The following is a 16,369-nucleotide window of genomic DNA, read 5'->3' on the forward strand; positions in this document are numbered from 1 at the left end:
ACAGAGGAGTATGTATGAAACACAGCCCGCTGATCGCCCTGCTCGCCAGTCTACTGCTGTTGCAAGGCTGTGCCGGTGTCATAGTGGCTGGCGCCGCCACCACGGCCGCCGTGGCCAACGACAGGCGCACCATCGGCTCCCAGCTGGATGATCAGAGCATCGAGATGAAGGCCAGCGGCGACCTGGCCAAGCTCAAGGAGCTCAGCGCCGTCAGCCGCATCGTGCCGGTGAGCACCAACGGCAAGGTGCTGCTCATCGGCCAGACCCCCAATCAGGGTTACAAGGATCAGGCCGGCCAGGCGGTGGCCAAGATCCCCGGCGTCCGTCAGGTCTACAACGAACTACGCCTGCGCCAACCCATAGGCCTGAATGGCCAAAGTAACGACACCTGGCTGACCTCCAAGATCAAGACGGATCTGCTGCTGGAGAAAAACTTCGACAGCACCCACATCAAGGTCAGCACCGAGGATGGCGAGGTGTTCCTCAGCGGCCTGGTGACCCGCGCCGAAGGGGACAAGGCGGTGGACATCACCCGCAAGGTCAGCGGCGTGCGCAAGGTGGTGAAGGTGTTTGAGTACGTGCAGGCCCCCGTCGCCGGCCAGCCTGCCAGCACCAGCAGCCAGGCCGCCCCGGCCACCACCCCGACCAGCGACAGCGGCGATGTCCAGCTGGGTGAGTCGGTGGATCCTGTGCTGGTGCCTTGAGGCCCGTCTACCGGCCACAAAAAAGCCCCGCATCGGCGGTCATGCGGGTCAGTTAAGAAACAGAGATACTCATGAATGGCCGCCAGAGGCAAGCCATCCCCCTCCTAACCTCCCCCTTGGTAAGGGGGAGGAACGATTTTTCCCTCCCCTTGTTCAAGGGGAGGGTTAGGGTGGGGTTGGCTTTTGCCTCAAAAAAACGTGTCGTTGATGCAGTTAAGGCGCCAACGGCGCCTTAACTGGTGAGCATTCCCCGCATCGGCGGGGCTTTTGTTTGGGCGGTGCCCTTAGGCGTCCCGCTCCTTGATGGTGCGGATGATGGCCGAGGTGGAGCAACCATCCTCGAAATTCAGCACCAGCACCTCGCCGCCGTTGGCGGTGACCTCCTCGAAACCGGCGATCTGCTCCGGCCGATAGTCGCCGCCCTTCACCAGCTTGTCCGGCAGCACGGCGGCAATCAGCCGGCGCGGGGTATCTTCGCCAAAGGGCACCACCCAGTCCACCGCCCCCAGGGCCGCCAGCACCGCCATCCGGCGATCCACCGGGTTCACCGGCCGCCCTGGCCCCTTGAGCCGCGCCACCGAGCCATCGTCATTCACCGCCACGATCAGCCGATCCCCCAGCTGGCGGGCCTGCTGCAGGTAGGCCACATGGCCGGCGTGCAGTATGTCGAAACAGCCGTTGGTCATGACGATGGTCTCGCCCCGGCTGCGGGCGGCGGCCACCGCCACCTTGAGCTGCTGCTCGCTCACCACGCCAAAGCCGCTCTCCTGGGCGCCATAGATGGCTCGGGCCAGCTCCACCGGGCTGACGGTGGAGGTGCCCAGCTTGCCCACCACGATGCCGGCGGCGGCGTTGGCCAGGGCGCAGGCCTCGTCCAACGGCTTGCCGGCGGCCAAGGCGGTGGCCAGGGTGCTGATGACGGTATCCCCGGCGCCGGTGACGTCAAACACCTCCTGGGCCTGGGCCGGCAGGTGCAGCTCGCTCTGTCCCTGGCGGATCAGGGTCATGCCGTGCTCGGAACGGGTGATGAGCAGGGCCTCCAGCTCGAAGCGCCGCACCAGCGCCTCGCCCTTGGCCACCAGATCCTGCTCATCCTGGACCTTGCCCATCACGGCCTCGAACTCGGACATGTTGGGAGTCAGCAGGGTGGCGCCCCGGTATTTTTCAAAGTCCGTGCCCTTGGGATCCACCAGCACAGGCACGCCGGCGGCCCGGGCCAGGGGGATCATGCGATCCACGGCCGCCAGGGCCCCCTTGGCATAGTCGGAGAGGATCAGCACGCCACAGCTGCCCAGTGCGGCCTGCAGGCGCGCCAGCAGGGGCGCGGGATCCACGCTGTGGAAGCCTTCCTCGAAGTCCAGGCGGATGAGCTGCTGATTGCGGCTCAGGATGCGCAGCTTGGTGATGGTGGGGAAGTGCGGCACCCGCACGAAGTCACAGGCCACTCCCACCCCCTGCAACCGGGCGCTCAGGGCCTCGGCGGCCTCATCCTCGCCGGTCAGCCCCAGCAGGCTGGCCTGGGCCCCCAGAGCGGCCACGTTCAGCGCCACGTTGGCGGCGCCGCCGGGGCGCTCCTCGCTCTGCTCCACCCGCACCACGGGCACCGGCGCCTCCGGGGAAATGCGGCTGGTGGGCCCATGCCAATAGCGATCCAGCATCACATCCCCGACGACCAGCACCCGGGCTTGTTTAAAATCAGGCAGCGTGATTTTCATTGTTCGGACTCTCACAACCAAGATACGCCGGGAACTCTAGCATAAGCCCCCGGCGGATTCGCCTAGAGGCGGTGGCTTCTGCTAAAATCGCCCCCCTGTCCCTCTGTCGGATGCACTGTATGTCTGTCGTTTCCCCGCGCCTGAGTGCGGCGCTGTTTCATCCCCGTTACTGGCTGCTCTGGCTCGGTCTGCTGTCGTTGCGCCTGGTGGTGCAGCTGCCCTACCCCTGGCTTATGGCCCTGGGTGCCGCCCTGGGTCGCCTGGCCATGCCGCTGATGCGCTCCCGGGTCCACATCGCCCGCCGCAACCTGGCCCTGGCCCTGCCTGAGCTGGACGAGGCGGCCCGGGAGGCCCTGCTCAAGAAAAACTTCGCCAACGTGGGCCGCGCCATCCTGGAGACCGGCATGGCCTGGTTCTGGTCTGATGCCCGGGTGCGCCGCTGGATGCAGGTGGAGGGCATGGAACAGCTACAGGCGGCGCAACAACAGGGCCAGGGCATACTGCTGCTCTCCGCCCACTTTCTCACCCTGGAGCTGAACGCCCGCATGTTCGGCCTGCTGCAACCCGGAGTGGGGGTGTACCGTCCCAACCGCAACCCCCTGCTGGAGTACGCCCAGGTCGCCGGCCGCTGCCGCAGCAACAAGTACCTGCTGGATCGCAAGGATGTCAAAGGCATGATCAAGGCGCTGCGGGCCGGCGATGCCCTCTGGTACGCCCCGGATCACGACTATGGCGCCCACGCCAGCGTGTTCGTGCCCTTCTTCGCCGTGGCGCAGACCGCCACCATCACGGGCACCGCCACCCTGGCCCGGGTGAAGAACACTGTGGTGATGCCCTGTTTCACCCTGCGCCAGCCCAAGGGCGGCTACCGGCTGCTGCTGGGCGCCCCGCTGGCGGACTATCCCAGCGGCGACGATGCCGCCGATGCCGTGGCCAGCAACCGGGTGATCGAGGCCGCCATCCGCCAGGCACCGGCCCAGTACATGTGGCTGCACCGCCGCTTCAAGACCCGGCCCGCCGGCATGCCTTCTCGCTACTAAGCTGGCCAAGCCCACCATGCAAGAGGCCCGTCGATGACGGGCCTCTTGGTCTGACTCATTCTCGCCACCTCAGGCCGGCAGCTTGGCCAGGGCCGTATCCACATCGGCAAACAACCGCTGCCACAGGGCGCTGACCTGGGCCCGCTCGCTCACCAGCAGGCTGTCCGCCACGATGCGGCTGCGGCCGGACAGGGTGCAGCGGTGGGCCTCATCCCGGATGGCCAGATAGGCCTGCTTGAGGGCCTGACCCTCCTGCTGGCTGAGCAGGCCGGCCAGCACGCACTCCTCTATGATGCGCACATTGTCCGACCAGCGGGTCAGGGCCACCGGCGCCTGCTGGGCATGGGCCAGCACCAGATACTGGGTGATGAACTCGATATCCACCATGCCGCCGGCCCCCTGCTTGAGGTCGAACTCCCCGTCGCCGCCCCGCAGCAGGTGGCGCCGCATCTTGTCCCGCATCACCACCACGTCCGCCGCCAGATGATCGGCCGGCCGCGGCCGGCTCAGCACGGTACGCCGGATCTGCTCGAAGGCCTGGCGCATGGCCGGTTCGCCGTAGACGGCCCGGCTGCGCACCAGGGCCTGATGCTCCCAGGTCCAGGCTTCCTGCTCCTGGTAGCGCTGGTAGGCCTCCAGGCCGGAGACCAGCAGCCCCGCCTCCCCCGCCGGCCGCAGGCGCATGTCGGTGTCGTACAGGATGCCGGAGGGGGTGCGGGTGCTGAACAGGTGGATGATGCGCTGGGCCAGCCGCACATAGAACTGGCGCACATCGATGGGCCTGTCGCCGTCGGTCTCGCCGTTCAGCTCGCCACCGTGCAGGAACACCAGATCCAGATCCGAGCCGTAGCCCAGCTCTATGCCCCCCAGCTTGCCGTAGGCCACCACGCAGAAGCCCTTGTCCCCGGTCTCCCGGGTGTGGGGCGGCAGGCCGTGGCGGGCGGTGACCTGACTCCAGCCCTGGCTCACCACCTCTTCTATGATGGCCTCCGCCAGCCAGGTGAGGTGATCGCTCACCTTCATCAGCGGCAGGGCGCCGGCGATGTCGGCGGCGGAGATCTTCAGCAGCTGGATCTGCTTGAACTGGCGCAGCGCCTCCATCTGCTGCTCCAGATCCTCTTCCGGCACCCGCAGCAGGTATTGCCGCAGCTCGTCGCGGTAACGCTCCAGGGGGGTGGGATGGTAGAGCTGCTGGGGATCCAGCAGCTCGTCCAGCAGTATGGGATAGCGGGCCAGCTGCTCGGCCACCACGCCGCTGGCGGCGCACAGATCCAGCAGCTGGTTCATGGCCCCTGGGTTCTCCGCCAGCAGCTGCAGGTAGGCGCTGCGGGTGAGGATCTGGCTCAGCAGCTGCTGCAACCGGTCGAACAGCAGGGCCGGCTGCGGCTTGCCGGCCACCGCCGCCAGCAGATCCGGCATCAGCCGCGCCAGGGCTTCCCGCCCCTGGGGGCCGATGGCCCGCCGGCGACTCTCCTGGCGAAAGCGCAGCAGGGGACCGGCCAGGGCCTGGGCGGCCTCACCGCCGGCGTCCAGCAGCTCCCGGGCCAGCTCGTCCTCGTCCTGGCTGCCGTGCCAGAGGTCGTGCCAGAACACGCCGGTGCCGCTCTCGTCCTCCTCTTCGGACTGACCTATGACCAGGCGGAACTCCTTGTGCACCAGGGCCATGACCCGCTCCAGCTGGCTGTAGCAACTGGCCCAGTCGGCAAAGCCCAATGTGGTGACCAGGCGCTGGCGATCCCGCTCGCCCTCCGGCAGGGTCTGGGTCTGGGCGTCGGCGATCTCCTGCAGCAGGTTCTCCACCCGCCGCAGGAAGCGATAGGCCTCCAGCAGCCCCTGGATGCTGGGTCCCGGCATGGCCCCCAGATCCGCCAGGGCCTGCAGGGCCGCCGGCAGGTGGCGCACCTGCAAGGCCGGCTCCCGCCCGCCGCGGATCAGCTGATAGGCCTGGGCGATAAACTCCACCTCACGGATGCCGCCCGCCCCCAGCTTGATGTTGTCCTTGAGCCCCTTGCGCCGCACCTCCGCCTCGATCAGCCCCTTCATCTTGCGCAGGGCGTCGATGGCGCCGAAGTCGATGTAGCGGCGGAAGATGAAGGGCCGCAGCAGCCGCTGCAGCTCCTGGGCGTGCTGGGTGTCCGGCCCCAGGATGCGGGCCTTGACCATGGCGTAGCGTTCCCAGTTGCGGCCGTGATTCTGGTAGTAGTCCTCCATGGCGGCAAAGCTGACCGCCAGGGGGCCGGCATCGCCGAAAGGCCGCAGGCGCATGTCCACCCGGAACACCTGACCGTCCACCGTGGTCTGGTGCAGCGCCTGAATGAGCTGCTGCCCCAGGCGGATGAAGAAGGCCTGGTTCTCCAGGCTGCGCCGGCCGCCCTGGGTCTGGCCGCCCTCGGGGAAGGTGAAGATGAGATCGATGTCGGAGGAGAAGTTCAGCTCGCCGCCCCCCAGCTTGCCCATGCCCAGGATCAGCAGGGGTTGCGGTTCGCCGGCGGCGTTGCAGGGGGTGCCCAGCTCCCGGCACAGCCTGGCATACAGCCAGTCCCGGGCGCCGCAGATCAGGGTCTCCGCCAGGGCGGTGAGGTGCACGAAGCTCTCCTCCACCTGGGCCCGCCCCAACAGCTCGCGCCAGGCGATGACCAGCATGTGCCGCCGACGAAAGCGCCGCAGGGCGCGCTTGAGGGCCTCATCATCCTGCACCCCCGCCAGGGCCTCCCTCAGCCGGGCCTCATAGTCGGCGTGGCGCTGCGCCTGATACAGCTCGCCGCTTTGCAGCAGCTCCAGCACCATCAGGGGATATTGCAGGCAGGAGTCGGCGATGAAGTCCGACAGGCCAAACAGGCAGGTGAGTTCCGCCTGGTGCGGCGCGAAGGCCGTCTGGATAGGCGGATCGAGCCGCGCCTGCAGACGTTGCCATTGCTGTTCGGCGTGGGCTTGCAGGTCGGCGGTGAGGCTTAGCATAGACGGACTCCAACAGAACGCTTGTCCGTCAATCTAACACCGTCACGCCAGGAGGGGAAAACCGCACAATAAAAAGGGGAGCTGAGGCTCCCCGTTTGACGCTCCTGTCGCACCGGGCTCAGGCCGCCGGCTCTTCCCAGTAGGGCAACATCTGCTGGGCCTGCAGCCGGGCCTGATCCAGCTCCAGCAGCCGGGGGCTGATGCGGGCGGTGAGCCACTCTTCGAGCTCCAGCCGCTGGGCCGTCGCCAGTTCCGGCGCCAGCCGATCCAGCACCTCGAAATGCTCCAGCTCCTCCATGCGGCGCAGCAACCCCTGCCACGGCAGGCGGAAGCCCTGACGGGACTCCTCGTCATACAGGTTGGCAAAGCTCACCCCCACCAGCAGGTTGCGCCGCAGCTTGCCCACCAGGCTCAGATAGCCGTCATAGTCCAGGGCCGGCAGGCACATCTCCGGCTCGTGCAGCTCCTGCCAACTGATGGCCAGCTGCTCGGCGGCAAAGCCCAGCAAGGGGGCGTCCCGTTGCGGATCCGGCTTTTCCAGCTGGCGCTCCTCCAGATAGACCCAGCGGGTGATGGCCAGCAGCAGGCTGGTGTAGCGGGGGCTCTGCAGCAGGTTGCGCAACCCCTGACTATCCGGCAGGCCGGCCTGGCGCTGCTCCAGCACCGTCAGCAGGCGATCGTGACAGCGCAGCGCCCGCAGGTAATGGGCCCGCTCGGCGGTGAGCCGCTGCAGGGCCTGGGCCTCGTCCAGCCAGGCCAGCTCGCCCTCCAGCCAGGCCAGCTCATCCTGCCAGGGGCGCGGCCCCAGGGGCAGGTAGATGTCGGCGAAGATCAGCTGCGCCTGGCGCACCAGATTCACGCCGTTGCGCAGCTGCACCAGGGCCTCCACACAGGGGTGATCGAAGAACAGCTGCTCGTGGTACTGCCAGTGGGCCAGGGCATACTGCAGCACGCAGAACAGCCCCTGGCCCACCGTCATGGTGTCGCTGACCGGCGCGAAGCCCATGCGCTGGATGGGCGACTCGGCGGCCATTCCCGCCAGCAGGTAGCCCCGCTGGGCCTTGGACTGGCCCCCCAGCCGCAGGCCGCCCAGCTGGACGAGCTTGGCCGCCAGTTCGAACAGGGCCGTCACCTGGCCGCTGATCAGCTCCAGCTCCACCTCGCCGATGGGCTCCTGCTGTTCGCCGGCGACGATCTGCCCCTGATCCAGGGCCACCTCGACGCGGCTGCCGTCCGGCATGGCCACCAGCCAGGTCTGCCGGTGGAAGTTGGTGCAAAACAGCGGCTTGAGGGCGGCCTGCAGCCCCGCCACATCCGTGCCGGCCGGCCAGATCTCCGCCGGGAAGGCGGCCAGCTCGGGCCAGTCCTGCTGGATGGCGAGGTTGTATTCGGGACGCTGATACAGGCCCCCCACCACCTGGCCGGCGGTCTTGATGGTCTGCTGGCGCGACTCGTCCCGCCGGCGGATGCGCAGGCCGCAGTCCAGGGCCCGCAGCCGTTGATCCGGCGTATCGAAGTAGGTGTTGGCCAGGTCCATCTGTGCCTGCTCCAGCAGCTGGAATTGCGCCAGGCAGGCAGGGAGTTGGGACACCAAGGTATCGCTGGCGAGGAATTTCAATTCAACTTCTGTTTCCATTCGAACATCCGGGGGTTGGCGGGGCAGAATCGTCTTGACGGAGCGCAAAAAGAAGGCAAAAAAAGCCGCTGGAAACCTACAATGCAAGTGCCTATTACGGTTTTCTTACCGGGCGACTTGGGCTACCATGCGCGCCTTACTCGAGTCAGAGTGAGCAATATTTCAACCACACAGGTGTGTGTTATGCCAGTTAATACCATTTTGGGACTCTTTGCCAAGTCCCCGATCAAACCCCTGCAAAAGCACATCGCCAAGGTGCACCAGTGCTGTGAGCAGCTGCTGCCCTTCTTCATGGCGGTGGCCGACGATCGCTGGGACGAGGCAACCGTCATCTATGGTCAGATCAATCAAATGGAGAAAGAGGCCGACATCCTCAAGCGGGAAATCCGCCTCAAGCTGCCCTCCGGCCTCTTCATGCCCCTGGCACGGACCGACCTGCTGGAGATGCTGACCCAGCAGGACAAGATCGCCAACCGGGCCAAGGACATCTGTGGCCTGATGCTGGGCCGCAAGCTGAGCTACCCCGCCGATCTGAGCCACGACTTTCAGGCCTACATCAAGCGCTGCCTGGACGCCACCGAGCTGGCGGTCAAGGCCATCGGCGAATTGGACGAGCTGTTGGAAACCGGCTTCCGCGGTCGCGAACTGCAACTGGTGGAAGAGATGGTCAAGCAGCTGGACATCATAGAAGACGATACCGATCAGTTGCAGATCGGCATTCGCCGCAAGATTTTCGCCCGGGAAAGCGAGTTCAACCCGGTCGATGTCATCTTCCTCTACAAGGTGCTGGAAAAGATCGGTGACCTGGCCGACCAAGCAGACCGTGTAGGCGCCCGCCTGGAACTCATGCTGGCACGCAACTAACCCACCAAAGGTATAGTCATGGAAATTCTTGCGCAATACGGCACCCAGCTGGTGCTGATCGCTGCCCTGTTCGGTCTGCTGATGGCCTGGGGCATTGGGGCCAACGACGTCGCCAACGCCATGGGGACCTCCGTTGGCACCAAATCACTGACCATTCGTCAGGCCATCATCATCGCCATGATCTTCGAATTCACCGGGGCCTACCTGGCGGGCGGCGAAGTCACCTCCACCATCAAGGGTGGCATCATAGACCCCATCGCCTTCACCGAGCATCCCGATGTGCTGGTGCTGGGCATGATCGCCTCCCTGCTGGCTGCCGGTGTCTGGCTGGTAGTAGCCTCCTTCTTCGGCTGGCCCGTCTCCACCACCCACTCCATCGTTGGCGCCATCGTCGGCTTCGCCACCGTTAGCCTTGGTGCGGACGCGGTGCAGTGGGACAAGTTCGGTAGCATAGTCGGCTCTTGGGTCATCACCCCGGCCATCGCCGGCCTCATCGCCTATGTGCTGTTTATTAGTGTTCAGCGGCTCATCTTCAACACCGACACCCCGCTGGAAAACGCCAAGCGTTACGGCCCGGTCTACATCTTCCTCTCCGCCATGGTCATCTGCCTGGTGACCCTGCAGAAGGGCCTGAACCACGTGGGGCTGCCGCTGACCAGCGGTGAGAGCACCCTCATCTCTCTGATCCTTTCACTGATCTCGGCCGTCGGCGGCATGTTCTTTATTCGCCGTCTGCGCTTCAACCCCCAGGATGACGTCAAGATGCACTACTCCAACGTGGAGAAGGTGTTTGGCGTACTCATGATTGTCACCGCCTGTGCCATGGCCTTCGCCCACGGCTCCAATGACGTGGCCAACGCCATCGGCCCCCTCTCCGCCGTGGTCTCCGTGGTCTCCCACGGCGGCGCCATCGCCGCCAGTAGTTCCATCGACTGGTGGGTGCTGCCCTTGGGCGCCGTGGGTATCGTGCTGGGTCTGGCCATGATGGGCCACAAGGTGATGGCCACCCTCGGCACCGGTATCACTCATCTGACCCCCAGCCGCGGCTTCGCCGCCCAGCTGGCCACCGCCAGTACCGTGCTGCTGGCCTCCGGCACCGGTCTGCCCATCTCCACCACCCAGACCCTGGTGGGGGCCATCATGGGGGTCGGCCTGGCCCGCGGCATCGCCGCCATCAACCTGGGAGTGGTGCGCAACATCGTCATCTCCTGGGTGGTAACCCTGCCCGCCGGCGCCCTGCTCTCCATCCTCATCTTTGGCATGCTGGAAAAGATTTACCTCTAACGCACAAACGGCGCCTCAGGGCGCCGTTTGCTTGTTCTGCCTTCGGGCAACCGGTACCATCGACCAATCTTTATCGACGCTGGAATCCGTATCGTGAAACGCCTTCTTCCCCTGCTGTTGCTCTGCCTGCCCCTGGGGCTGCACGCGGCCGAAACCCGCTATGTCAGCGAGAAGCTGCACACCTTCCTGCTGGCCGGTCCTGGCAAGCAGTTCCGTATCCTGGGCAGCCTCAATGCCGGCGACCCCGTCACCCTGCTGGGGCTGGACGAATCGGGCAAGTTCGCCCAGCTCACCGATGACCGCGGCCGGACCGGCTGGCTGCCGGTGGGCCAGCTGCAACAGACCGAGAGCCTGGCCAGCCGCCAGCCCAAGCTGGAGCAGCAGCTGAGCGAACTGCAGGCCAAGCTGGCCAGCAAGGACAGTGACACCGCCAAGGCCCTGGATGAAACCCAGCAGCAGCTGAGCCAGGTGCAGGGCCAGCTGGCCAGCCAGGCGGCCAGCTTCAAGCACAAGCAGGAACAGTTGGTAAAATTGGTGGCGGAAAACGAACGGCTGGCCAAGCAGCTGGGCACCCAGGAGCATGACGAGCAGATGCGCTGGCTGCGCAACGGTGGCCTGGTGGCTGGGCTCGGCGCCCTGGCCGGAATAGTGCTGGTCTACCTGCCCCGGCCGCGCCGCAAGAAGAGCGAAGGCTGGATCAACTGACCCCAGGCCAGTCGGTCAGGGCTTCCAGGCTGAAGCTCTGGCCGGCAACCCGCAGGATGGCGCCTTCCGGCAGGATCTGCAGCAGCACCACGCCGGGCGCCACCTCATCCCCCTCATAACAATCCTTGCCATTGATGTTCACCAGCCGCTTGCTGGGATCCGACGAGAACACATGGGAGCGGTAGTTCAGCGGCGGCACGCGCCGGGCCACCACATCCGGCAGGTCGCCAAGGGGTATCACCCCCGAGATCTCACCGCTGGCCGGCTCCGGAATGGCCGGCGAGCTGGACTGCTGTGCCTGGGCCGCCACGGCGGCCTGGAAGCGGCTGGCCAGATCCGACGAGACCCCATCCAGCGCCAGACCGCTGTCGTCGGCCTCGTTGCCCTTAGGCTCGACCGCCACAGGTGCCGGGGGTGCCGGCAATACCCGGGTGAGAAAACGCGCCGGCGTCTCGGAGGGCCCGTAGGGCAAGGGCGTGGGCTCCTTGATCTCGTGGCGGATCACCTGCGGCTTGAGGTTGACCCAATGCCAGGCCAGATTGGCCCCGATCCCCAGCCCCAGGCACAACGGCAGCCCCAGCAGCCAGCCCAGGCGCCGCCGGCTGCGCTGCTCCACCCCCAGGCCCAGCCCCAGGCTGGCCTCCAGGGCGGCACTGCGCCCGCCCTGCCGGCGGGCCTTCAACAGCATGGACATCAGCTTTCTCCTTGTTCCGCGGGGCTATCTTGCCGCAGCACCAGCCGCGGCATGCTCGTCTGGCTGCGGGCGTTGAGCCGGATCAGGGTCTGGGGACCCGCCACCCCGTCCACCGCCAGCCCCTCTTGCTGTTGGAAACGGCGCAGCCGATCCGTCAGGGTGCTGTCGAAGCGGCGCAGGGTCCGTTCGGGCTCGCCGAGGGCCTGGCTCAGGGCCGTCTCCAGCCACTGCACCGAGGGGCCCCGGCTCTTGGCGGAGATGACGCCACCACTGCCGGCGGGCACCGCCCACAGCAGGGTATAGTCGTCGCCCCACATCTGCTTGAGCCAGCTCAAGTCCACCCGCCAGCTCTCGTCTCCCAGCAGCAGGTCGGCCTGCTGGCCCTCCACCTGCAGCAGGGTGGCATAACTCTCCAGCCCATCCTCGTCCACCAGGCGGATGATCGCCGGGTGATCCAGGGCCAACAACTCATCCAGGCTGCCGGCCCCCAGCTCGCAGCGCAGATCCGCGCGATAGGCCTGACTGCAGTCCGCCTCGTCCAGGGTGACCTCATAGCCCCAGACGCGGTACAGCTGCTGCAAGGCGCTGCTCTCATCGCTGGCCAGCTGCCGGGCCCCCTGGAAGCGGCTCACCAGATCCGCATCCACAGGTTGCTTGACGGTGACCGTCACCTCCTCCACCGGGGCGATGGGCTGCCAGCCCCACTGCTGCCAGCCGAACCAGCCCGCCGCCAGGAAGGCGGCACCGCACAGGGCAAACAGCAGGCCGGGGGCCGCCGATGCGCGCTGGCCATAGCCCAGGGCCTCCTCGGCGGCCTGACGCACCAGCTTGGGGGTGATGCGGGGCTGACCGGCGCCATAGGCCCCCAGCAGGGCCCGCTCGCAGATGAGGTTGATGAGGCGCGGGATGCCGCCGCTGACCCGGTGCAGCACGCTGATGGCACTGGCAGTGAACAGCGGCTGCAGGCAGCCGGCCACCTGCAGGCGAAAACGCACATAGGCATCCACGTCCGTCCGGGAGAGGGGCAGCAGGTGATAGCGGGCCGTGATGCGCTGGGCCAGCTGGCGCAGCAGGGGTTGTTGCAGCAGTTGCTGCAGTTCGGGCTGGCCGATGAGCACCACCTGCAGCAGCTTGGCGTCGTCGGTTTCCAGGTTGGTGAGCAGGCGCAGCTGCTCCAGCACGTCGGGGGTCAGGTGCTGAGCCTCGTCGATGAGCAGCACGGTGCGCCGCCCGGCGGTCAGGTTCTCCTGCAGCCGCGCCTTGATCCGGTCGAACAGCGCCTTGAGGCTGGCCTCAGGTTCATAGGCCAGCTGCAGCTCGTCGCACAGACTCTGCAACAGCTCCAGGGGTCCCAGGGTCGGGTTGTGCAGCACGGCCAGCTGGGTCTCTTCGTCCAGTTGGCGCCGCAGACAGCGAGACACCGTGGTCTTGCCGGTGCCCACCTCGCCGGTGAGCAGCACGAAACCGCCACCCTCTTGCAGGCCGTAGCTCAGGTGGGCCAGCGCCTCGGTATGGCGCTCGCTCATGTAGCAGTATTTGGGGTTGGGGGACAGGGAGAAGGGGTTCTCCGCCAGTCCGAAAAATGCCTTGTACATTCCAGCTCTCCCTGGGCTTGGTCACCCGTCGGCCCGGGCTGCTTGCCCAGGTGCTCGCAGCCTGACGCCCCGAGCGTCCCTGTGACGGCAACCGGCTGGCAGGGTAAAGCCTGCCCCCGGTGAAGTCAAAGACCGCTATAATGCCCCGACCGGGATTTGGGAGGTGTATGTGGAAATCTATTTGGTGGGCGGCGCGGTGCGCGATGAGTTGCTGGGTCTTGCGGTCCAGGAACGGGACTATGTGGTGGTGGGGGCGCGGGCCGAGGAGCTGCTGGACCAGGGCTTCACGCCGGTGGGCCGCGACTTCCCCGTGTTCCTGCATCCCCAGACTAAAGAGGAATACGCCCTGGCCCGCATCGAGCGCAAGCAGGGTCACGGCTATACCGGCTTTGCCTGCTACGCCGCCCCCGAGGTGACGCTGGAGGAGGATCTGCTGCGGCGGGATCTCACCATCAACGCCATGGCGCGGGATGAGCACGGTCAGCTACACGATCCCTACGGTGGCCTGGCGGATCTGCAGGCCCGCCGCTTGCGCCATGTCTCGCCGGCCTTCGCCGAAGATCCCCTACGGGTGCTGCGGGTGGGGCGCTTTGCCGCCCGCTTCCACGAGCTGGGCTTCACGGTGGCCCCCGACACCCAGGCCCTGATGCAGCAGATGGCCGCCAGCGGCGAGCTGGATCACCTGACGCCGGAACGGGTGTGGAAGGAGCTGGACAAGGTGCTCTCCGGCCCTCATCCCCAGGTGTTCTTCGCGGTGCTGCGGGACTGTGGCGCCCTCAAGGTGCTGCTGCCCGAGCTGGATCGGCTGTTTGGCGTGCCCGCCCGCCCCCAGTGGCACCCGGAGATCGATACCGGCGTCCACGCCCTGATGGCCATCGCCCAGGCGGCGCGCCTGAGCCAGGACACGGCGGTGCGCTTTGCCACCGTCTGTCATGACTTCGGCAAGGGGCTGACCCCGGCCCATATCCTGCCCAGCCATCACGGCCATGGCGAACGGGGCCTGCCCCTGATCCAGGCGGTGTGTGAGCGCTTCAAGGTGCCCACCGAGCACAGAGAGCTGGCCCTGCTGGTGAGCGAGCTGCACTCCCTGATCCACACCGCCCTGGGGCTGAGATCCAGCACCCTGCTGTCGCTGTTCCATCGGGTGGACGGCTGGCGCCGCCCCCAGCGGCTGTATCAGCTGCTGGACTGTTGCCGGGCCGACTTCCACGGCCGACTGGGCTTCGAGGATCGCCCCTACCCCGAGCCCGACTATGTGGCGGCGGCCTTCGAGGCGGCCCGTGCTGTGCCGGTGCAGCCCATCATAGCCGCCGGCTACCGGGGCGAAGCCATCCGCCAGCAGCTGGATCGCGCCCGCCTGCTGGCCATCCGCGAGATCAAGCGCCAGTGGAACGAGCGCTGATCACCAGAAGAAGATGAGCAGCAGGGCCCCCAGCAGCAACCGGTAGAGCACGAAGGGCCACAGGCCGATGCGGCTGATGGCCTTGAGGAAGAAGTGGATCACCGCCAGGGCGCTGGCAAAGGAGACCCCCACCCCCAGCAGCATTTCTCCCCAATCCACCGCCTCCGGGCTGGCCACCAGCTTGAGGCTCTCGTAGCCCCCCGCCAGCACTATGATGGGGATGGAAAGCAGGAAGGAGAAGCGTGCCGCCGCCGCCGGGGTCAGCCCCAGTAGCAGGGCTGCCGTCATGGTGATGCCGGAGCGGGAGGTGCCGGGAATGAGCGCCAGGGCCTGGGCCAGGCCCACCCACAGGCCGGTTTTCAGGCCGATGCCTTCCAATGGCAGCTCCTTGCGCCCACTGCGGTCCGCCCACCACATCAGGAGGCCAAAGACCAGGGTGGTGATGGCGATGACCCGGGAGGAGCGCAGGTAGTCGCTGATGAGGTCGTTGGCCAGCCAGCCGAACAGGGCTGCCGGCAGGGTGGCCAGCAAGATGATCCAGGCCAGCTTGGCCGCCGGCTCGTCCCGCCGCCCGCCCAGGGAACGCAACCAGGCCCCCAGCAGCTGGCGCAGCTCCCGCCAGAAGTAGCCCACCACCGCCAGCAGGGTGCCCAGGTGCACCGCCACGTCAAAGGCGATGCCCTGATCCGGCCAGCCCAGCACTTGCGACGGCAAGATCAGGTGGGCGGAACTGGAGATGGGCAGAAACTCGGTCAACCCCTGCAACAGGGCCAATACCAGGGTATGCAGTGTGGTCATGAGGATGATACCTATGTCAGGGTGAAACCTATGTCGAAGGGGCGGACCAGGTCAGGGCAACGGGTTGGAGGGTCGCGTCCTGCGGGAAGTGCTGCCACAGCTCGGCCAGGGTCCGGCCCGCCACCGGGTGGCACCAGTGGGGCGCCAGCTCGGCAAAGGGTCGCAGTACGAAGGCGTTATGCAAGATTTCGGCCCGGGGCAGCTCCAGGGGGTCACTGAGCACCATTTCATCAAAGCTCAGCAGATCCAGATCCAGGGTGCGGGAGGAGAACTTCTTGGCATCCTGGGGGCGGCCGTGCTGGAACTCGATCTGGCGCAACCCCTGGCGCACCGCCGCCAGGGACAGGGGCGACTGGGCCCCCACCACCAGGTTGAGGAAGTCCTCCCCCACGAAGCCCTTGGCCGGGCTGCGATAGACGGGAGAGACGGCCAGCGGCCCCAGCCAGCGGTAGAGGGCGTCCAGTCCGGCACACACATGGCGCATGGGTTCGATATTGGAGCCCATGCCGATGTAGATCTGTGCCATCAGGCCTCCCGCACTATCTCCACGCCCACCTCGCGGGCGTTGGCCACGGCCCCGGGCTTAGCCACCCGCACCCGCACCCGCACCACACCAAACTCGCCGAGGATGACGCCGGCCACCCGTTCGGCCACCGTCTCCACCAGCTCCAGCGGGGATTGGCTCACCAGATCGGTGACCCGGCGGGACAGGCGATCGTAGTCCAGCGCCAGGGCGATATCGTCCCCTGCAGCGGCAGGGCGGTTGTCATGATCCATCTCCAGATCCAGCACCAGCTTCTGGCGGATGGACTTCTCCCAGTCGTAGACCCCTATGGTGCAGTACACCTCCAGGCCAGTGATAAACACCTTATCCATCTGTGTCCTTTCTCTGTTAGGCTGTGAACGACTGTCTAAAAAACAGGTCGGATACCTCTTGACCAGCCAACAGGCTATGATGGTGGTCATTCGAGGGC

The 16,369-nt window shown here is 66.6% G+C and carries 13 protein-coding genes and 1 pseudogene; 6 read left to right on the forward strand and 8 right to left on the reverse strand.

The window, feature by feature from the left end:
- Nucleotides 1-14: 14 nt before the first annotated feature.
- Nucleotides 15-584, forward strand: a pseudogene (gene dolP, locus ABHF91_RS15455) (division/outer membrane stress-associated lipid-binding lipoprotein); the annotation flags it as partial.
- 404 nt (nucleotides 585-988) lie between these two features.
- Here dolP and hldE read toward each other — a convergent pair.
- Nucleotides 989-2,419 (reverse strand): bifunctional D-glycero-beta-D-manno-heptose-7-phosphate kinase/D-glycero-beta-D-manno-heptose 1-phosphate adenylyltransferase HldE, encoded by a 1,431-nt coding sequence (hldE, locus tag ABHF91_RS15460; protein ID WP_409421139.1) that lies wholly within the window; start codon nucleotides 2,417-2,419, stop codon nucleotides 989-991.
- A gap of 119 nt (nucleotides 2,420-2,538) precedes the next feature.
- Here hldE and lpxL point away from each other — a divergent pair, with 119 nt between their 5' ends.
- Nucleotides 2,539-3,459, forward strand: coding sequence for an LpxL/LpxP family Kdo(2)-lipid IV(A) lauroyl/palmitoleoyl acyltransferase (gene lpxL / locus ABHF91_RS15465; protein ID WP_409421140.1), 921 nt, complete (start codon nucleotides 2,539-2,541; stop codon nucleotides 3,457-3,459).
- Between the two features lie 69 nt (nucleotides 3,460-3,528).
- Here the strand turns inward: lpxL and glnE are convergent, their stop codons facing one another.
- Nucleotides 3,529-6,417, reverse strand: a complete 2,889-nt coding sequence (gene glnE / locus ABHF91_RS15470; protein ID WP_409421141.1) for a bifunctional [glutamate--ammonia ligase]-adenylyl-L-tyrosine phosphorylase/[glutamate--ammonia-ligase] adenylyltransferase — start codon at nucleotides 6,415-6,417, stop codon at nucleotides 3,529-3,531.
- Nucleotides 6,418-6,535: 118 nt separating this feature from the next.
- Nucleotides 6,536-8,053, reverse strand: coding sequence for a CYTH domain-containing protein (locus ABHF91_RS15475; protein ID WP_409421142.1), 1,518 nt, complete (start codon nucleotides 8,051-8,053; stop codon nucleotides 6,536-6,538).
- 183 nt (nucleotides 8,054-8,236) lie between these two features.
- On the opposite strand from ABHF91_RS15475, the gene ABHF91_RS15480 reads away from it, so the two are divergent.
- From ABHF91_RS15480 to ABHF91_RS15490, 3 genes are all read left to right on the forward strand, one after another.
- Nucleotides 8,237-8,917, forward strand: coding sequence for a TIGR00153 family protein (locus ABHF91_RS15480; RefSeq protein WP_409421143.1), 681 nt, complete (start codon nucleotides 8,237-8,239; stop codon nucleotides 8,915-8,917).
- Between the two features lie 18 nt (nucleotides 8,918-8,935).
- On the forward strand, nucleotides 8,936-10,201 hold the full coding sequence (locus tag ABHF91_RS15485; RefSeq protein ID WP_409421144.1) for an inorganic phosphate transporter: 1,266 nt from the start codon (nucleotides 8,936-8,938) through the stop codon (nucleotides 10,199-10,201).
- Nucleotides 10,202-10,294: 93 nt separating this feature from the next.
- Complete coding sequence (locus ABHF91_RS15490) at nucleotides 10,295-10,906, forward strand: TIGR04211 family SH3 domain-containing protein (RefSeq protein ID WP_409421145.1); 612 nt, start codon at nucleotides 10,295-10,297, stop codon at nucleotides 10,904-10,906.
- On the opposite strand, the gene ABHF91_RS15495 is transcribed toward ABHF91_RS15490, so the two are convergent.
- Together ABHF91_RS15495 and ABHF91_RS15500 are read right to left on the reverse strand one after the other, a co-directional pair.
- Complete coding sequence (locus ABHF91_RS15495; RefSeq protein WP_409421146.1) at nucleotides 10,899-11,600, reverse strand: general secretion pathway protein GspB; 702 nt, start codon at nucleotides 11,598-11,600, stop codon at nucleotides 10,899-10,901. The two genes, ABHF91_RS15490 and ABHF91_RS15495, sit on opposite strands and share 8 nt — an antisense overlap.
- On the reverse strand, nucleotides 11,600-13,195 hold the full coding sequence (locus ABHF91_RS15500; RefSeq protein WP_409421147.1) for an ExeA family protein: 1,596 nt from the start codon (nucleotides 13,193-13,195) through the stop codon (nucleotides 11,600-11,602). The genes ABHF91_RS15495 and ABHF91_RS15500 overlap by 1 nt, the downstream gene beginning before the upstream one ends.
- A 169-nt stretch (nucleotides 13,196-13,364) precedes the next feature.
- Between ABHF91_RS15500 and ABHF91_RS15505 the strand changes: the two genes are divergently transcribed.
- Entirely contained in the window at nucleotides 13,365-14,597 is a 1,233-nt protein-coding gene (locus tag ABHF91_RS15505) for a multifunctional CCA addition/repair protein (protein WP_409421148.1), read from the forward strand.
- On the opposite strand, the gene ABHF91_RS15510 is transcribed toward ABHF91_RS15505, so the two are convergent.
- From ABHF91_RS15510 to folB, 3 genes are read right to left on the reverse strand one after another with little or no spacing between them, the layout of a single operon-like run.
- On the reverse strand, nucleotides 14,598-15,395 hold the full coding sequence (locus ABHF91_RS15510; protein WP_409421149.1) for an undecaprenyl-diphosphate phosphatase: 798 nt from the start codon (nucleotides 15,393-15,395) through the stop codon (nucleotides 14,598-14,600).
- Nucleotides 15,396-15,423: 28 nt separating this feature from the next.
- Entirely contained in the window at nucleotides 15,424-15,921 is a 498-nt protein-coding gene (gene folK / locus ABHF91_RS15515; RefSeq protein WP_409421150.1) for a 2-amino-4-hydroxy-6-hydroxymethyldihydropteridine diphosphokinase, read from the reverse strand.
- Entirely contained in the window at nucleotides 15,921-16,271 is a 351-nt protein-coding gene (gene folB, locus ABHF91_RS15520; RefSeq protein ID WP_409421151.1) for a dihydroneopterin aldolase, read from the reverse strand. The genes folK and folB overlap by 1 nt, the downstream gene beginning before the upstream one ends.
- Between the last annotated feature and the right edge of the window lie 98 nt (nucleotides 16,272-16,369).

Origin of the sequence: Pseudaeromonas aegiceratis (assembly GCF_046254905.1) — a bacterium.
In the GTDB taxonomy this organism is placed as follows: Bacteria; Pseudomonadota; Gammaproteobacteria; order Enterobacterales; family Aeromonadaceae; genus Pseudaeromonas; species Pseudaeromonas aegiceratis.